This is a genomic window from Albibacillus kandeliae, from assembly GCF_003116585.1.
Taxonomy (GTDB): Bacteria; Pseudomonadota; Alphaproteobacteria; order Rhodobacterales; family Rhodobacteraceae; genus Albibacillus; species Albibacillus kandeliae.
The window spans coordinates 115,977-131,783 of record NZ_QEHM01000006.1; the positions used below are offsets into that span (position 1 = coordinate 115,977).

Annotated in this window: 15 protein-coding genes; 5 read left to right on the plus strand and 10 right to left on the minus strand. The window is 68.2% G+C overall.

Annotated features, from left to right (window positions below; genetic code table 11):
- Window positions 1-28: 28 nt before the first annotated feature.
- Window positions 29-721: a nitroreductase family protein gene (locus DDT93_RS13910; RefSeq protein WP_109466458.1), complete on the plus strand. Its 693-nt coding sequence runs from the start codon at window positions 29-31 to the stop codon at window positions 719-721.
- Here DDT93_RS13910 and DDT93_RS13915 read toward each other — a convergent pair whose 3' ends face one another.
- Window positions 722-1,600: an AraC family transcriptional regulator gene (locus tag DDT93_RS13915; protein WP_109466829.1), complete on the minus strand. Its 879-nt coding sequence runs from the start codon at window positions 1,598-1,600 to the stop codon at window positions 722-724.
- A 160-nt stretch (window positions 1,601-1,760) separates the two neighbouring features.
- On the opposite strand from DDT93_RS13915, the gene DDT93_RS13920 reads away from it, so the two are divergent.
- Window positions 1,761-2,519 carry an SDR family NAD(P)-dependent oxidoreductase gene (locus DDT93_RS13920; RefSeq protein ID WP_109466459.1) on the plus strand — a complete coding sequence of 253 codons (759 nt, stop codon included), beginning with the start codon at window positions 1,761-1,763 and terminating at the stop codon, window positions 2,517-2,519.
- A gap of 15 nt (window positions 2,520-2,534) precedes the next feature.
- On the opposite strand, the gene fabI is transcribed toward DDT93_RS13920, so the two are convergent.
- Together fabI and DDT93_RS13930 are read right to left on the minus strand one after the other, a co-directional pair.
- Entirely contained in the window at window positions 2,535-3,299 is a 765-nt protein-coding gene (gene fabI, locus DDT93_RS13925; RefSeq protein ID WP_109466460.1) for an enoyl-ACP reductase FabI, read from the minus strand.
- 268 nt (window positions 3,300-3,567) lie between these two features.
- Window positions 3,568-4,308, minus strand: coding sequence for a YebC/PmpR family DNA-binding transcriptional regulator (locus DDT93_RS13930; protein ID WP_109466461.1), 741 nt, complete (start codon window positions 4,306-4,308; stop codon window positions 3,568-3,570).
- A 180-nt stretch (window positions 4,309-4,488) separates the two neighbouring features.
- Between DDT93_RS13930 and DDT93_RS13935 the strand changes: the two genes are divergently transcribed.
- On the plus strand, window positions 4,489-6,261 hold the full coding sequence (locus DDT93_RS13935; protein WP_109466462.1) for an SLC13 family permease: 1,773 nt from the start codon (window positions 4,489-4,491) through the stop codon (window positions 6,259-6,261).
- A 71-nt stretch (window positions 6,262-6,332) separates the two neighbouring features.
- Here DDT93_RS13935 and DDT93_RS13940 read toward each other — a convergent pair whose 3' ends face one another.
- Complete coding sequence (locus DDT93_RS13940) at window positions 6,333-6,791, minus strand: Lrp/AsnC family transcriptional regulator (protein WP_109466830.1); 459 nt, start codon at window positions 6,789-6,791, stop codon at window positions 6,333-6,335.
- A gap of 116 nt (window positions 6,792-6,907) precedes the next feature.
- Between DDT93_RS13940 and DDT93_RS13945 the strand changes: the two genes are divergently transcribed.
- Window positions 6,908-7,114: a DUF6356 family protein gene (locus tag DDT93_RS13945; RefSeq protein WP_109466463.1), complete on the plus strand. Its 207-nt coding sequence runs from the start codon at window positions 6,908-6,910 to the stop codon at window positions 7,112-7,114.
- A 97-nt stretch (window positions 7,115-7,211) separates the two neighbouring features.
- Window positions 7,212-8,873: an FAD-binding dehydrogenase gene (locus DDT93_RS13950; protein WP_109466464.1), complete on the plus strand. Its 1,662-nt coding sequence runs from the start codon at window positions 7,212-7,214 to the stop codon at window positions 8,871-8,873.
- A gap of 144 nt (window positions 8,874-9,017) precedes the next feature.
- Here the strand turns inward: DDT93_RS13950 and DDT93_RS13955 are convergent, their stop codons facing one another.
- The 6 genes from DDT93_RS13955 to mgtE form a co-directional block, all read right to left on the minus strand.
- The gene (locus tag DDT93_RS13955) at window positions 9,018-10,094 is read right to left on the minus strand and encodes a hypothetical protein (protein WP_109466465.1); all 1,077 of its coding nucleotides are present in this window, start codon (window positions 10,092-10,094) and stop codon (window positions 9,018-9,020) included.
- Window positions 10,095-10,219: 125 nt separating this feature from the next.
- Window positions 10,220-11,998, minus strand: coding sequence for an SLC13 family permease (locus tag DDT93_RS13960; protein ID WP_109466466.1), 1,779 nt, complete (start codon window positions 11,996-11,998; stop codon window positions 10,220-10,222).
- A 41-nt stretch (window positions 11,999-12,039) separates the two neighbouring features.
- A complete protein-coding gene (locus DDT93_RS13965; protein ID WP_109466467.1) occupies window positions 12,040-12,969 on the minus strand; it encodes a DMT family transporter in 930 nt (309 codons plus the stop codon).
- Window positions 12,966-13,778: a TIGR00282 family metallophosphoesterase gene (locus DDT93_RS13970; protein WP_109466468.1), complete on the minus strand. Its 813-nt coding sequence runs from the start codon at window positions 13,776-13,778 to the stop codon at window positions 12,966-12,968. The genes DDT93_RS13965 and DDT93_RS13970 overlap by 4 nt, the downstream gene beginning before the upstream one ends.
- Before the next feature lie 81 nt (window positions 13,779-13,859).
- On the minus strand, window positions 13,860-14,417 hold the full coding sequence (locus tag DDT93_RS13975; protein ID WP_109466469.1) for a 5-formyltetrahydrofolate cyclo-ligase: 558 nt from the start codon (window positions 14,415-14,417) through the stop codon (window positions 13,860-13,862).
- A complete protein-coding gene (gene mgtE, locus DDT93_RS13980) occupies window positions 14,414-15,805 on the minus strand; it encodes a magnesium transporter (RefSeq protein WP_109466470.1) in 1,392 nt (463 codons plus the stop codon). The genes DDT93_RS13975 and mgtE overlap by 4 nt, the downstream gene beginning before the upstream one ends.
- Window positions 15,806-15,807: the final 2 nt, after the last annotated feature.

The window sequence follows — 15,807 nt, forward strand, 5'->3', positions numbered from 1 at the left end:
TACGCAAGGGACAACGGAGGAGAAATACATGTTTGCCAAGGACGCGCTGAGCTATTCCGCCATCCCCCTGCCCGACCGGTCCGAGATGACCGACGACGAGATGCAGGCGGCGGCACTGGCCTTTTACGACAGGATGCGCACCCGCCACACGGTGCGCGACTACATCGACCGCCCAGTGCCCCGGCAGGTGATCGAGGACTGCATCCGCACCGCCGGTGTCGCCCCCTCGGGCGCCAATCACCAGCCCTGGCACTTTGCCGCCGTTTCCGCCCCGGAGCTCAAGGCGCGCATCCGGGCCGAGGCCGAGGAAGAAGAAAAACGCTTCTACGCGGGCGGCGCGGGCGATGAATGGATCAAGGCGCTGGAGCCCATCGGCACCAATGCGGTCAAGGAACACCTGACCGTCGCGCCCTGGCTGATCGTGGTCTTCGCCCAGCGCTGGGGCGAGTTCGACGATGGCACGCGGTACAAGAACTACTACGTGCCCGAGAGCGTGAACATCGCCACCGGCTTCCTGCTCGCCGCGCTGCATCACGCCGGGCTCTGCACCCTCACCCACACGCCGAACCCGATGAAGTTCCTGAACGAGGCGCTCGGCCGCCCGGCCTCGGAGAAACCGACGATGATCATCGCCGTCGGCCACCCGGCACCCGACGCCACGGTCCCGGCGGTTGCCAAGATCAAGAAACCGCTGGACCAGATCGCCAGCTTCTTCGACTGATCACGCCGCCGCGCGGTCATCGCGCGGCGCGACCCCGAACTTGCGTGCATAGTCCCGGCTGAACTGGGCCGGGCTCTCGTAGCCGACCGCAAAGGCGACGCCCGAGATGGCGACGCCCCCGGCCTGAATCTGCCGCCGCGCCTCCAGCAGGCGCATGTCCTTGATGTACTGCAGCGGCGTCGAGGCGGTGATCGCCCGGAAATGCTCGTGAAAGCTCGAGGGGCTCATCCCCGCCATGTCGGCCAGGTCCGGAACCCGCAGGGGCGCGGCATAATCGGTGCGGATATGGCCCAGCACGCGGTGGATGCGGCTCTCGTGGCTGTCGCGCAGGGCAAGGCGCCGCAACATGCCGCCATGCGCGGCCATCAGCAGACGAAAGTGGATCTCGCGCTTCAGCAGCGGCGCCATCACGCGGCGCTCGACCGGGTCCTCGACCAGCGCAAAGAGCCGCCCCATGGCCGCAACCAGCCGCTCCGCCGCCACCCCGGTCTCAATGGCGCGCGAGGCGCCCTCGCTCTCGCCCGGCGCGTCGATCTCGTCGGCAAGGCCGCGCAGCATGGCGAGGTCCAGTGCCAGCGCCAGCGCGACGTAGGGCCGTGACGGGCTCGCCTCGACCACCTGCGAGACGGTCGGAAGATCGAGGCTGACGATCAGCGCCTCCCCCGCGCCGAACCGGATCCGCTCATGCCCCAGCGCACTCTCCTTCGCGCCCTGCAGCACGAGGCACAGCAACGGGTCGTAGCTGGAATGCTCCTGCAACGTGGGCGCGCGGCAGCGCACGATGCTCAGGCCCTCGACCTCGGTCGGCTGCGGCAGATGGTTCGCGCCACGCCGGTCGGCATAGCGGCAGATGCCGTCGATCAGATCCGTCACCGGCATGTTCATTCCCCTCGCTTGGTCAGGCCGAAGATGGGAGTGACTCATCCAGATTTCCAGACATTCGGAGAATCCATCAAGTCAGGCGGAGAATATGGCAGGTTTTCCGGTCAGCCCCGCCATACCTCCGGAGCATCGGAACAAGCCCTCACGGAGAACAACTATGACCGACAAGATCGCACTCGTCACCGGCGGCAGCCGGGGCCTCGGCCGCAGCGCCGCCCTTCACCTCGCCGCCAAGGGCGTCGGCATCGTCCTGACCTACCGCGGCAACCGCGAAGAGGCCGGGGCCACCGTCGCCGCGATCGAGGCCGCAGGCGACACCGCCGCCGCGCTGCAACTCGACACCTCGCGCACGGCGGGCTTCGCCGCCTTCGCGGACCAGCTGCGCACCACCCTCTCGGCCACATGGGGCCGCGAGACCTTCGACCTGCTGCTCAACAATGCCGGCATCGGCATCCACGCGGGCTTTGCCGAAACAACGGAGGAACAGTTCGACCAGCTGATGAACATCCACCTCAAGGGCGTCTTCTTCCTGACCCAGCGCCTTCTGCCGCTGATCGCCGACGGCGGCCGCATCCTGAACCTCTCGACCGGCCTCGCCCGCTTCTCGCTGCCGGGCTACGCCGCCTACGCCACCATGAAGGGCGGCGTCGAGGTTCTGACGCGCTACCTCGCGCGCGAACTGGGGCCGCGCGGCATCGCCGTGAACGCCATCGCCCCGGGCGCCATCGAGACCGATTTCGCGGGCGGCGCGGTGCGCGACAACGCCGGTCTGAACCAGATGATCGCGGCGAGCATCGCCATGGGCCGGGTCGGCCTGCCCGACGACATCGGCGGCGCGGTGGCCAGCATCCTGACCGGCGAGAACGGATGGATGACCGGGCAGCGCATCGAGGTCTCGGGCGGCCAGAACCTCTGAGCCACGCGGCGGCGGCTATGCCACGATGTGATAGCCGCCGTCGACGTAATGAACGCCGCCCGTGACGTTCGCGGCCTCGCGGCTGGCGAGGAAGGCCGCATAGGCCCCGACGTCCTCGATGGTGGCCAGATGGTGGGTCGGCGCCCGGTCCGCCGCGTCGTTCAGCAGCTGGTCGAAATGCGCGATGCCGGAGGCCGCCCGCGTCATCAGCGGCCCCGGCGACAGCGCGTGCACCCGGATGCCCTTCGGGCCCAGCTCCGCCGCCATGTAACGGGTCGAGGATTCCAGCGCCGCCTTGACCGGCCCCATGACATTGTAGTTCTCGACGACCTTCTCGGCGCCGTAATAGCTCACCGTCATGCAGGTGCCGCCCCCGGCCATCAGCGGCTCGGCCAGCCGCACCATCTGCAGGAACGATCCCACCGAGATATCCATCGCCACCTGAAACCCGCTGCGCGAACAATCGGTGACGCGGCCATGCAGATCCTCGACCGGGCAATAGGCGATGGAATGCAGCAGCACATCCAGCCGCCCCCACCTCTCCTTCACCGCCTCGAACACCGCCTCGGTCTGGCCTTCGGTCGCGACGTTCAGCGGCAGGATGATCTCGGCGCCCAGCGCCTCGGCCAGGGGCCGCACATGGGGCTCTGCCTTCTCGTTCAGGTAGGTGACGGCAAGCTCCGCCCCCTGCTCCTTCAGAGCCCTGGCGCAACCGTAGGCGATCGACTGGTCATTGGCGATACCCACGATCAGGGCCTTCATGCCGGTTAGGGAAAACATGGGCGGACTCCGATATGTCGCTGTTTCGCCAAGGATATCGGGGCAATGTAACGAAGCCGCGTTGCGCCACGTCAATCACGGCCCCGGCACGCGCCGCGCAACAAAGGCCGCTGCGGCCCCGTCGCGCCGCAAAGCCGGGCACCGCGCCTGCTCTGCGGGCAGGAGCGAGGGGCCAGCCCCTCGCGCTCCCCGGGATACTTGCAACCCAAAGAAAAGGCCGCGCGCCTTTCGACGCACGGCCCGGAATTCCTTGTCAGGCGATCTCCGGTCAGAGCTGCGCCATCACCTCGTCGGAGGCTTCGAAGTTGGTGGTGACGCGCTGCACGTCGTCGTCGTCTTCCAGCGCATCGACCAGCTTCATCAGCTTCTGCATCGACTCGAGGTCGAGCTCGGTCGTGGTGGTCGGACGCCAGGCCAGCTTGGTCGATTCACTCTCGCCCAGTTCGGCTTCCAGCGCGGTCGAGACCTCGTTCAGGTCGGTGTCGGCGCACCAGATGGTGTGGCCCTCTTCCGAGCTTTCCACGTCCTCGGCACCGGCCTCGATGGCCGCCATCATCACCGTGTCCGAGTCGCCGACCGTCGCGGGATAGGCGATCTCGCCCTTGCGCTCGAACATGAAGCCGACCGAGCCGGTCTCGCCGAGGTTGCCGCCGTTCTTGGCAAACAGCGAGCGCACGTTCGACGCAGTGCGGTTGCGGTTGTCGGTCATCGCCTCGACGATCACCGCCACGCCGTTCGGGCCGTAGCCCTCGTAGCGGATTTCTTCGTAGTCTTCCCCTTCGCCCGCCATCGATTTCTTGATGGCGCGGTCGATCACGTCCTTCGGGACCGAGACCGACTTGGCTTCCTTCACGGCAAGGCGCAGGCGCGGGTTCTTGTCGGGGTCCGGATCGCCCATCTTGGCGGCCACGGTGATCTCTTTCGAGAGCTTGGAAAAGAGTTTCGACCGCGCGGCGTCCTGCCGTCCCTTGCGGTGCTGGATGTTTGCCCATTTGGAATGGCCGGCCATGTGTGCCTCCGAAAGTCCTGTTCTGCGGGTTTGCGCCTCTATATTGCAGCCGCCCACGGGCCCGCAAGGGCGCATATGCGCGGCATCGGCGGGCCACCCCATGTGGTCCTGCCGCCACCGCGCATTAGGTTGCAGCCCTGCCCCGGTTTCCCGGGCCGACCTTCCACGCTAGGACTCCGCATGGCCACCGACCAGATCATCCTCTTCGCGCTCTTCGGGGCGGTCTTCGCCCTCCTGCTCTGGGGCCGCCTGCGCTATGACCTGATCGCCTTCGGCGCGCTGCTGGCCGGCACCGTGCTGGGGGTGATCCCCGCCGAGGAGGTCTTCTCGGGCTTCGGCCACGAGGCCACCATCATCGTCGCCCTCGTGCTGATCATCTCGGCCGGGCTGGTGCGCTCCGGCGCGGTCTTCCTGATCACCCGCACGCTGATCGACAGCAGCCGCGGCCTCGGCGCCCATATCGCGCTGATGGGCAGCGTCGGCGCGGTGCTCTCGGCCTTCATGAACAACGTGGCCGCCCTTGCCCTGCTGATGCCGGTCGACATCCAGACCGCGCGCAAGGCCGGGCGCGCGCCCGGTCTCTCGCTGATGCCGCTGAGCTTTGCCACCATTCTCGGCGGCATGGTCACCCTGATCGGCACCCCGCCCAACATCATCATCGCCGCCATCCGGCAGGACAGCCTCGGCGCCTCCTTCGACATGTTCGACTTTGCCCCGGTCGGCGCCATCGCCGCCGTCGCCGGGCTGGTCTTCGTCGCGCTGATCGGCTGGCGCCTGATCCCCGACCGCGGCAGCGACCAGATCGGCAGCGCCGGGCTGCAGCCCTACATCGCCGAACTGACCGTCCCGCAGGAGAGCGACCTGATCGGCCGGCGTCTGGGCGAGCTCGACCCCGAGGCCGAGCAGGCCGATGTCGCCATCCTCGGCCTCATCCGCGACGGCAGGCGGCGCTATGGCCGCTCGGCCAATACCCTGCTCGAGGCCGGGGATTCCCTCGTGCTCGAAGCCTCGCCCGAGGCGCTCGACGAGTTCCGCGCCGCGCTCAAGCTCGATTTCACCGACAAGGACCGCCAGAACAAGCTCACCGCCGAGGGCGAAGGGCTGGAACTGGTCGAGGTGGTGGTTCCCGAGAGCGCCCTCATCGCCGGGCGCACCGCCACCGGCGTCGGCCTCGCCTGGCGTCAGAACTCGCTGCTCCTCGGCATCTTCCGGCGCGGCGAGCGCATCACCGAGCAGGTCCGCCGCACCGAGATCCGCCCCGGCGACATCCTGCTCCTGCTCTGCCCGCAGGGCCGCAGCGCCCATGTCATCGAGTGGCTCGAATGCCTGCCGCTGGCCGAGCGCGGCCTGAACGTGACCGCGGATGACAAGACCTGGCTCGCCATCGGCCTCTTCGCCGCCGCCGTCGCCGCCGCCAGCTTCGGGCTGCTGCACCTGCCGGTGGCCCTCGGCATCGTGGTGGTCGCCTACGTGCTGTTCCGCATCCTGCCCTTGGCCGAGATCTACGATCACGTGGAATGGCCCGTGGTCGTCCTGCTGGGCTCGATGATCCCCCTCGGCACCGCGCTCGACTCCTCCGGCGGCACCAAGCTGATCGCCGAGAGCCTGATCGACCTCACCTTCGGCATGCCCGCCTGGGCCATCCTCACGGTGCTGATGGTGGTGACCATGACCCTCTCGGACGTGCTGAACAACACCGCCACCGCGATCGTCGCCGCCCCGGTCGGCATTCAGATGGCGCAAAGCCTCGGCGTCTCGCCCGATCCCTTCCTGATGGCGGTGGCCGTCGCAGCCTCCTCGGCCTTCCTCACCCCCATCGGCCACAAGAACAACACGCTCATCCTCGGCCCCGGCGGCTACCGCTTCGGCGACTACTGGCGCATGGGCCTGCCGCTGGAGATCCTTGTGGTCGCGGTCTCGATCCCCGCCATCCTGCTGGTCTGGCCGCTCTGAGCCCGGCCTTCTTTGGGTCCCAAGTATCCCGGGGGTGAACTGGCCGCAGGCCAGGAGGGGGCAGCGCCCCCTCAGAGCGGCAGTTCGGTGGTCTCCTTCAGCTCCTCCATCACGAAGCTCGCCGAGACGTCCGACATCTCCAGCTTCGAGATCAGCCGCCGGTAGAGCGTGTCATAGGCCGCCACGTCCTTCACCCGGGCCCGGATCAGGTAGTCGAGGTCGCCGGTCATCCGGTAGGCGCCGAGGATCTCCGGCATGCTCCGCGTCGCCCGGGCAAAGGCCTCCAGCCAGTCCGGGTTGTGAGACCGCGTGCGCACCAGGATGAAGACGGTCAGCCCGAGGTCCAGCGCCCCGGGATCCAGCAGCGCCACCCGGGCGCGGATCACCCCCGCCTCCTCCAGCATCTTGATGCGCCGCCAGCAGGCATTGCGCGAGAGCCCCACGCGGCGGCCCAGCTCCTCCAGCGGGGCGTCGGCGTGGCGTTGCAGTTCGGAGAGGATGCGCCGGTCGATGTCGTCAATTTTCAACATGATGTGCATTTTCACGGGAAATCATCCCACGATCAACTGAAATCGCCTCATCTTTGGGATCCCTGCACAGGACATCGCACCTATCATGGCCTGAACCAACCCGCAGGAGCCCTGCCATGATCGACCGCGTCTTTCTCGACCATCCCCGCAGCGTCGAGGAAACCTACCTCGAACACGCCCGTTTCGCCGGGGGCTTTGCCCTGCGCCTCTTCGCCGCCGGCTGCGCCGCCGCCATCCACGCGGTGATCCCCTGCCTGTTCGAGAAGACCGCCAGCACCATGATCGCGGGCATGTACGCGCGCACCCACAACCGGGGCAACTGAGCGCGCCTCAGGCGGCCCCCGCCTGAAACCCGCCCTCGCGTCACGATTGCCTGCACCGCCGCCTTTGCCCTAGGCTTTGCCCAAGGGGAGGACAGAGATGACAGACAGCGCGGATGTGATCATCGTGGGCGCCGGCCTGGCCGGGCTCGCGGCGGCGGCGGAATTGGGGGACCGGGGCAAGACCGTGCTCCTCCTCGACCAGGAGGGCGAGCAGAACCTCGGCGGGCAGGCCTTCTGGTCCCTCGGCGGGCTGTTCATGGTCGATACCCCCGAACAGCGCCGCATGGGCGTGAAGGACAGTCGCGACCTCGCGCTGCTCGACTGGATGGGCTCGGCGCAGTTCGACCGCCCCGAGGACGAGCTGCCGCGAAAATGGGCCGAGGCCTATGTCGATTTCGCCGCGACCGAGATGCGGCCCTGGCTGCACGGCATGGGCCTGCGCTGGTTCCCCGTGGTCGGCTGGGCCGAGCGCGGCGGCTCCTATGCCGACGGCCACGGCAACTCGGTGCCGCGCTTTCACATCACATGGGGCACCGGACCGGGCGTGGTGGAGCCCTTCGAGGCCCGCGTGCGCGACCATGTCGCCGCCGGGCGCATCACCCTCAAGATGCGCCACCGGGTCGACCGGATCGTCATGGAGAACGGCGCCGCCAGGGGGGTCGCCGGGACCCGGCTGGCCGAGGACAGCGTCCTGCGCGGGCAATCCTCGAACCGCGACGCGGTGGGCGATTTCGAGTACCGCGCCCCCTCCGTCATCGTCAGCTCCGGCGGCATCGGCGGCAACTTCGAACTGGTGCGCAAGTCCTGGCCGGTCGAGCGCCTTGGCCAGCCGCCCCGGAAGATGATCGCCGGGGTGCCCGCCCATGTCGACGGCCGGATGATCGCGATCAGCGAAGAGGCTGGCGGCCACGTGATCAACCGCGACCGCATGTGGCACTATACCGAGGGCGTCACCAACTGGGATCCGATCTGGCCTGCCCACGGCATCCGCATCCTGCCCGGCCCCTCCTCGCTCTGGTTCGACGCGACGGGCCGCCGCCTGCCCCCGCCCTGCCTGCCCGGCTTCGACACCCTCGGCACCCTCAAGGAGATCCTCTCGACAGGGTACGATTACAGCTGGTTCATCCTGACCCAGAAGGTGATCAAGAAGGAATTCGCCCTCTCCGGCTCCGAGCAGAACCCCGATTTCACCTCGAAGAAGTGGAAGGAGGTGCTGACCGGCCGCGTCCTCACCGGCAGCAAGGCCCCCGCCCCGGTCGAAGCCTTCAAGACCCATGGCGAGGATTTCGTCGTCGCCGACAGCCTCGCCGAACTGGTCAAGGGCATGAACGCGATGACGGGCGAGGCGCTGCTCGACCCGGCGCGCCTCCACGCCCAGATCGCGGCGCGCGACGCGCAGGTCGACAATCCCTTCACCAAGGACGCGCAGCTGATGGCGATCCACGCGGCGCGCAACTACCGGGGCGACAAGCTGATCCGCACCGCGAAACCGCACCGCTTCCTCGATCCCGCCAACGGCCCGCTGATCGCCGTCCGCCTTAACATCCTGACACGCAAGACGCTGGGCGGGCTGCAGACCGATCTCGACAGCGCCATGATCGGCGCCGACGGCCAGCGGGTCCCGGGCCTCTTCGCCGCGGGCGAGGTGGCGGGTTTCGGCGGCGGCGGCTACCACGGCTACAACGCGCTCGAGGGCACCTTCCTCGGCGGCTGCATCTTCTCCGGGCGCAACGCCGGGCGGTCGGACAGCATCGCCTGAGCGGTCCGCCCAGGGCTTCTTTGGGTTGCAAATATCCCGGGGAGTGTGAGGGGCTGGCCCCTCACCCTGTCATGCCCTGCCCCCTGAAACGAAAGCGGGGCCGCCCGGCCGTGCGGCCCCGTTCCGCAAGACCGGGTGGGGGGATTACTCGGTCTCGGCAACCTCGTCTTCGCTCACGTCCTCGACGGTCGACACCGCCGCGGTGACATCCGGCACGCTTTCCGGGCTCAACCCCAGCATGCCGTGCAGGGCGCCCAGCGACTCCTCGGAGAGGTCCTCGATGTCATGGGGCGCAAAGGCGTCGGCCAGCGCTGCCAGCTGGTCGTTCTGGCTGGTCGTGATCTGGCCCTCCAGCGCCGCGATGTCCTCGGTGATACCGGCCTGCTCGTCCTGCGCCGTCACCGTCGAGTCGATGCTGTCGGCCATGGCGGCCAGCGCCCCGGCATTGGCCGGGTCCTCCGGGTCGAGCCCGGTGATCGCCGCCGCGATGGCGTCCACGTCGTCCTTGTAGGTCTGCGATTCCGGGTCCAGCGCGTCGATGGCCGCGGCGATGTCTTCCGGGCTCAGCTGGCTCTCGTCGGTGATGTTCTCGTCGACGAACTGTTCGGTGGTCGGAACGGTCTCGTCCACCAGCGCCTCCAGCACCGTCAGCTGCGTGCGCAGGCTGTCGATGGTCTGAACCGTCTGCGCATAGGTGGCGACCCGGCCGACCCGGCTGTTCGGGGCCGCGTGCGCCATCGCGTTGGCGCTGGCATGGGCCGCGTTCAGCCCCTTGAGGTTGCTCGCGATGGCGCCCCGGTTGGCCGACTTGCTCTTGGATTTGGAGGCCGTGTTCGCAGTGGCGACCGCGCTGTGACCCTTGGCGCTGGACGACTTGCCGGGGCCCGTCGTCGAGGCACCGCCGGCATGGCCCGAGGCATTTGCATTGCCGCCCGCGTTCCCGTTGCCGTTGCCATTGCCACCACCGTGGCCATTGCCGCCGCCATTTCCGTTGCCGTTACCGCCACCGTTGCCGTTACCGCCACCGTTGCCGCCGCCGCCGCCATTACCGCCGCCGCCGCCGTTTCCACCGCCGCCGCCGCCTCCATTGCCGCCGCCTTCACCCTTGGCAAGGGCGGCATTCGGGGTTGCGAAGATGGCTGTTGCGGCCAGTGCCACCGGCGCTGTGCTCAGCGCCGCGGCAACCAGAACCGCGAATGTTTGGCTCGTCTTCCCTGACATGGTCAGTGCTCCTCGATCTCCCCCGCACGCCAGAAGAGCGAGGGGACCGGGGACTGTCAACGACAGCGCGTCCGGAGCGAACCGGGCGGCGGATTCTTGCGTGAAATGTTGCGCAAATCCTGCTGTCAGAGCGGCCAGATCAGCGGAATGACCGCCGAGACCAGCACCGACATCGACAGGTTCAGCGGGATCCCGATGCGCAGGAAGTCCGAGAAGCGATAGCCGCCGGGGCCATAGACCAGCGTGTTGGTCTGGTAGCCGATCGGCGTGGCAAAGGCGCAGGAGGCCGCGATCATCACCGCCACCACCAGCGGGCGCGGATCGAGCCCCAGCGCCTGCGCCAGTCCGATGGCCAGCGGCGTCATGATCACCGCAACCGCGTTGTTCGACACGATCTCGGTCAGCGTGGTGGTCATCAGGAAGACCACGAAGACCACCAGCGCGGGCGGCAGGTTCTGCAGTCCGGGCACCACGCTGTCCACCACCAGCGCCACGGCGCCGGTATGTTCCAGCCCCGCACCCACGGCGAGCATCCCGAAGATCAGCGCAAGCAACCGGCCGTCGACAAAGGAAAACGCCTCGTCGGCGTCGATGCAGCCGGTGACCAGAACGACCGCCACGGCGATGACCGCCAGCAGCAGGATCGGCGCGACGTTCAGCGCCGCCAGCACCACGATCCCGGCCAGGGCGACGATGGCGATGGGCGCGTGGCCACGGCGATAAGCCCGGGCCGAGGGCTGGGTCACGTCCACCATCTCCATCTCGGTCGCCAGTCGCTGGATGTCCGCCGGCGCGCCTTCCAGCAGCAGCGTGTCGCCGACCCGCACCACGAGGTCATCTAGCTGGCGCCCGATGTTCTGGTTCCGCCGGTGTACCGCAAGGACGTAGACCCCATAGCGACGGCGCAGGCGCATCCCGCCCAGCGCCCGGCCCACCATCTTGCAGCCCGGTGTGATCAGCACCTCGACCGTCGTGGTCTCGACCGCCGAAACCTGGTCGACCCGCTTCAGTTCCTTGTTGTTCTGCAGGCTCAGCAACTCGGTCATCCGGGTTCGCAGCACCACCCGGTCACCGACCTGAAGGGTGACACCCTGAAGGTTGCGCCGCAGCGAGACATCGCCCCGGATCACGTCGATCAGCCGCACTCCGTCGCGCTTGAACAGCTGCACCCCCAGCACCTCGCGCCCGATCAGGTTGCTGTCTGGCGGGATCACCGCCTCGGTAAAGAACTTCATCTTCGACCGGTCAGAGAGCATGTTGGCCATGCTGTCGCGATCCGGCAGCAGGCGCGGCGCGAAGATCGCCATGTAGATCAGACCCCAGACACAGACCACAAGGCCGATGGGCAGGATCTCGAGAATGCCGAAGGGCTCCAGCCCCTTGGTCCGGGCCACGCCGTCCACCAGCAGGTTGGTCGAGGTGCCGATCAGCGTCAGCGAACCGCCCATGATGGCCGCGTAGCTCAGCGGGATCAGCAGCTTCGACGCCTTGGTGTCGAGCGCCTTGGACAGCTGGACGAAGACCGGGATCATCACCACCACGACGGGCGTGTTGTTCATCACCGCCGAGCCCGCCATGACCATGGCGATGACCGACATCACGGCGATCTTGGGATGGGTCCGCGCATAGCGCTCGGCAAAGCGGGTCAGCACGTCCAGCGCCCCCGTCCGCACCAGCGCCCCCATGATGATGAACATCGCCGCGATGGTCCAGGGCGCCGGGTTCGACAGCACCTCCAGCCCGTCCTTGTAGGGCAGCACCCCGCAGATCAGCATCAGCGCCACGCCGGCGATAGCCACGACCTCGGTCGGAAAGGTTTCGCGCAGGAACAGGGCGAACATGGCCACGACGATCGCCAGGGCCAGGAACGCACCGGCCGTCTGGGAAAGGGCGAATAATTCCATTCAGGTATTTGCTCTCAGGGAGTTCATGTGCGCGACGCCGGTCAGACGCCAGTTTCACCGATTGGCGGGACCTCGGCAACCGCCTCGTTCCGGCGCGGCTGGACCAGCAGGACCCCGAACAGGATCAGCCCCATCGCCGCCCAGAAATAGGGCGAGTAGGTTTCCTGCAGCAGGAGCAGCGCCCAGAGCACCCCGAAGGCGGTGACGCTGTAGCCCACCTGCAGGGCAAAGACCGGCCCGGTCCGCCCCACCAGCCAGACGTAGACGCAGTAGACGCCGACATGCACCAGCGAGGCCAGCACCAGCGCGAGTTCGGCCGGGCCATAGCTCTGCAGCGGCGTGATGAACTGGCCCGTTCCCAGCGCCAGCGGCAGCGCGATCGCCGCCCCCAGCAGCGAGGCGCCATGCAGCACCTCCACCGCGTCGAGCCCGGCAGTGCCCCAGCGGGCCACGTAGTTGCCCTCGCAGGCATAAAGCAGCGGCGCGACCAGCCCCATCGGGACCCAGGCCAGCATGGCCACATCCGGAAGGCTGGCATCGGGCAGCACCAGCAGCATCACCCCGCCAAGACCAGCGGAGAGCCCCAGCAGGCGGCGCGGGCTGAACCGCTCCAGCCCGAGGGCCAGCGCCATCGGAAAGCTCATCATCGGCACCAGCGAGATCAGCACCGAGACCACCCCCGAGGGCAGATGCGCGATGGCCTTGTAGGAGGCGGCATTGGGCAGCAGCGTGCCCAGCAGCGCGATGGCAAGATAGACCTTCAGCGCCGGAAGGGTCAGCGTCAGGCGGCGGCGCCGGATCACGGCGACGACGCTCAGGACGATGGCGCCGATGGCCAGTTGCCAGAAGATCAGTCCGAACGGCTGGTAGCCGGTGCTCACTGCCACCTTCGTCAGCGGCTGGGTCAGGCCCCAGCCCATCCCGAGCAGAACCAGAACGCCGGTGAAGAAGGCGATCTCGCGCCGGGTCATGGCGCCGCCGATTCCAGCCGCCCGCCCACGCGGACCATGGCGACGCGCGTGGCCTTGCCACTCCTGTCGTCGGTCTCGACGAAGACGCCCGACAGCGTCGCCTCGCCCAGCGCCGGGGTGAACCGCGCCTTGGGCATGCCCGTGATGAAGCGGCGCATCGGCTCGGCCTTGTCCATGCCGATGACCGAGTCGTAGTCGCCGCACATGCCCGCGTCGGTCAGGTAGCCGGTCCCGCCCGGCAGCACCTGCGCATCCGCCGTCGGCACGTGGGTATGGGTGCCGACCACAAGGCTCGCGCGGCCATCGCAGAAATGGCCCATTGCCATCTTCTCGCTGGTCGCCTCGCAATGCACGTCGACAAGGATCGCCGCCGCCTGCCCGCCCAGCGGATGGGCCTTCAGCACCGTCTCGATGGCCGAGAAGGGATCGTCAAAGGCGCGCTTCATGAACACCTGCCCCAGCACCTGCGTCACCAGCACCTTCTTGCCGTTCCTCGCGGTGAACAGGCGATGCCCCTTGCCCGGCGCGTTCTTGGCAAAGTTGAGCGGCCGGATCACCCGCGGCTCGGTCTCGATGAACTGCATCATGTCCTTCTGGTCGAAGGCATGATCGCCCAGCGTCACGCAATCCGCCCCCGCGTCGAGCAGGCCCTTGGCATGTTCGCCGCTCAGCCCCATCCCGTTCGAGGCGTTCTCGCCATTGACCACAACGAAATCCAGCCGCCAGTCGTCACGCAGACGCGGCAGCCTCTCGCTTACCGCGCTGCGGCCGGCACGGCCCATCACATCGCCCAGAAAAAGCAGTCTCATGCCATTCTCCTAGGCTGCGGACTGCCCGAGGACAAGAGCCGTCGCGCGCGCGCGCCAAAACGGCGCCCCGCCGCAGGCGGTTCAGAAGCTCAGGATACGGCTCTCGGTGACGATCATGTCGAGCGGCTGGTCGGTCTCCTCCAGCGGCAGCGCCTCGGCCTCCTGCGCGTCATAGGCAAAGCCGATGGCAAGCACCGCGCGCCGCGCCCGCAGCCCCTGCAGCGTGCGGTCGTAGAAGCCCCCGCCATAGCCAAGCCGCCCGCCCCTCGCGTCAAAGGCCACCAGCGGCACGATCAGGATCTCCGGCTCGACCAGCACCTCCTCGGCGGGCACATGGGCGCCGAAGGGCCCCGGCACCAGCGCGGCGCCCGGCTCCCAGCGGCTGAACACCAGCGGCTGCCCGGCGGCGCGGATCACCGGCACCCCCACAGGCCCGTGGGCCGCAGCCTCCTCCATCGCCGGCAGCGGATCGATCTCGGTGCGGATCGGCAGGTAGCCGGCCAGCGCAACGCCGCGATACCCGGCGAGGATCTCCGACAGATGCGCCGCCCCCGCCCCGCCTGCCGCCGCATGGGCGGCCTTGCGCCGGGCAAAGGCCGCCGTGCGGGCCGCGGCCTTGATGTCCTCCAGCCCGCTCACATCAGGTACAGCGAGGCGAAGCCGAGGAAGGCGAAGAAGCCCACCACGTCGGTCACCGTCGTCACGAAGGCGCCCGAGGCCAGCGCCGGGTCGACCTTCAGCCGCTCCAGAACCACCGGGATCACCGTCCCGGCCAGCCCCGCCACCACGAGGTTGATCACCATCGCCGCGCCGATCACCAGCGCCAGCCCGAGCGAGCCGAACCAGATCAGCTCGATCAGTCCCATGGCCACGGCAAAGACCAGCCCGTTGGCCAGCCCCACCAGCACCTCCCGCCGGATCACCCGCCAGACGTTGGAACCGGTGAGGTCGCGGGTGGCGATGGCGCGCACGGCCACGGTCAGCGACTGGGTGCCCGCGTTGCCCCCCATCGAGGCGACGATCGGCATCAGCACCGCCAGCGCCACCAGCTGGGCGATGACCACGTCGAACTGCGAAATCACCATCGAGGCGAGGATCGCGGTGACAAGGTTCACGGCGAGCCAGGGAAAGCGCCCCTTCACGGTGTCGAACACGCGGTCCGCCAGCGAGCCCTCGCCCACACCGGCAAGGCGCAGGATGTCCTCCTCGTGTTCCTCGTCCAGCACGATCATGGCGTCGTCAATGGTGATCTGCCCGACCAGCCGCCCCTCCTCGTCGACCACCGGGGCCGAGATCAGGTGGTACTGGTTGAAGGCATAGGCCACGTCCGCCTCGTCCTGGTCCACCGGGATGGTGCGGAACATCTCCTCGGTCAGGTCCGCCAGCAGCGTCTCGCGCCGCGCCGCCATGACCTTGCCCAGCGTCACGTTGCCGACCGGGTGCAGGCGCGGATCGACCAGCACGATGTGGTAGAACTGCTCCGGCAGGCTCTCCGAGCCGCGCATGAAGTCGATGGCCTGCCCCACGTTCCAGTGCTCGGGCGCCATCACCACCTCGCGCTGCATCAGGCGCCCGGCCGACCCGTCGGGGTAGGACAGCGCCTGCTGCACCGCCAGCCGCTCGGAATCCTCGAGCGCGCCGAGGATCGCCTCCTGCTGGTCGTCCTCCAGGTCCTCGACCAGGTCGACGACGTCATCGCTGTCGAGTTCGCGGACCGCCTCGGCCAGCACCTGCGGCGACAGGATGCCGATCACTTCCTCGCGGACTGTCTCCTCCAGTTCCGAGAGGATCTCGCCGTCGAACTCGCGGTCGTAGAGCCGGATCAGCCGCGCCCGGTCGTAGGAATTGATCTGTTCGAGAAGGTCGGCGATGTCGGCCGCGTGCAGCGGCTCCATCAGCTCGACGAGCTTCTCCCGGTCGTCGATGTCGACGGCATAGAGGATCGAGGCCACCGCCTTGCGGTCGAGCGAATAGGCGTCCTCGTCGCGGACGTCCTCGACCTCTTGTTCCTCGGTGTCCGCCGTCATTG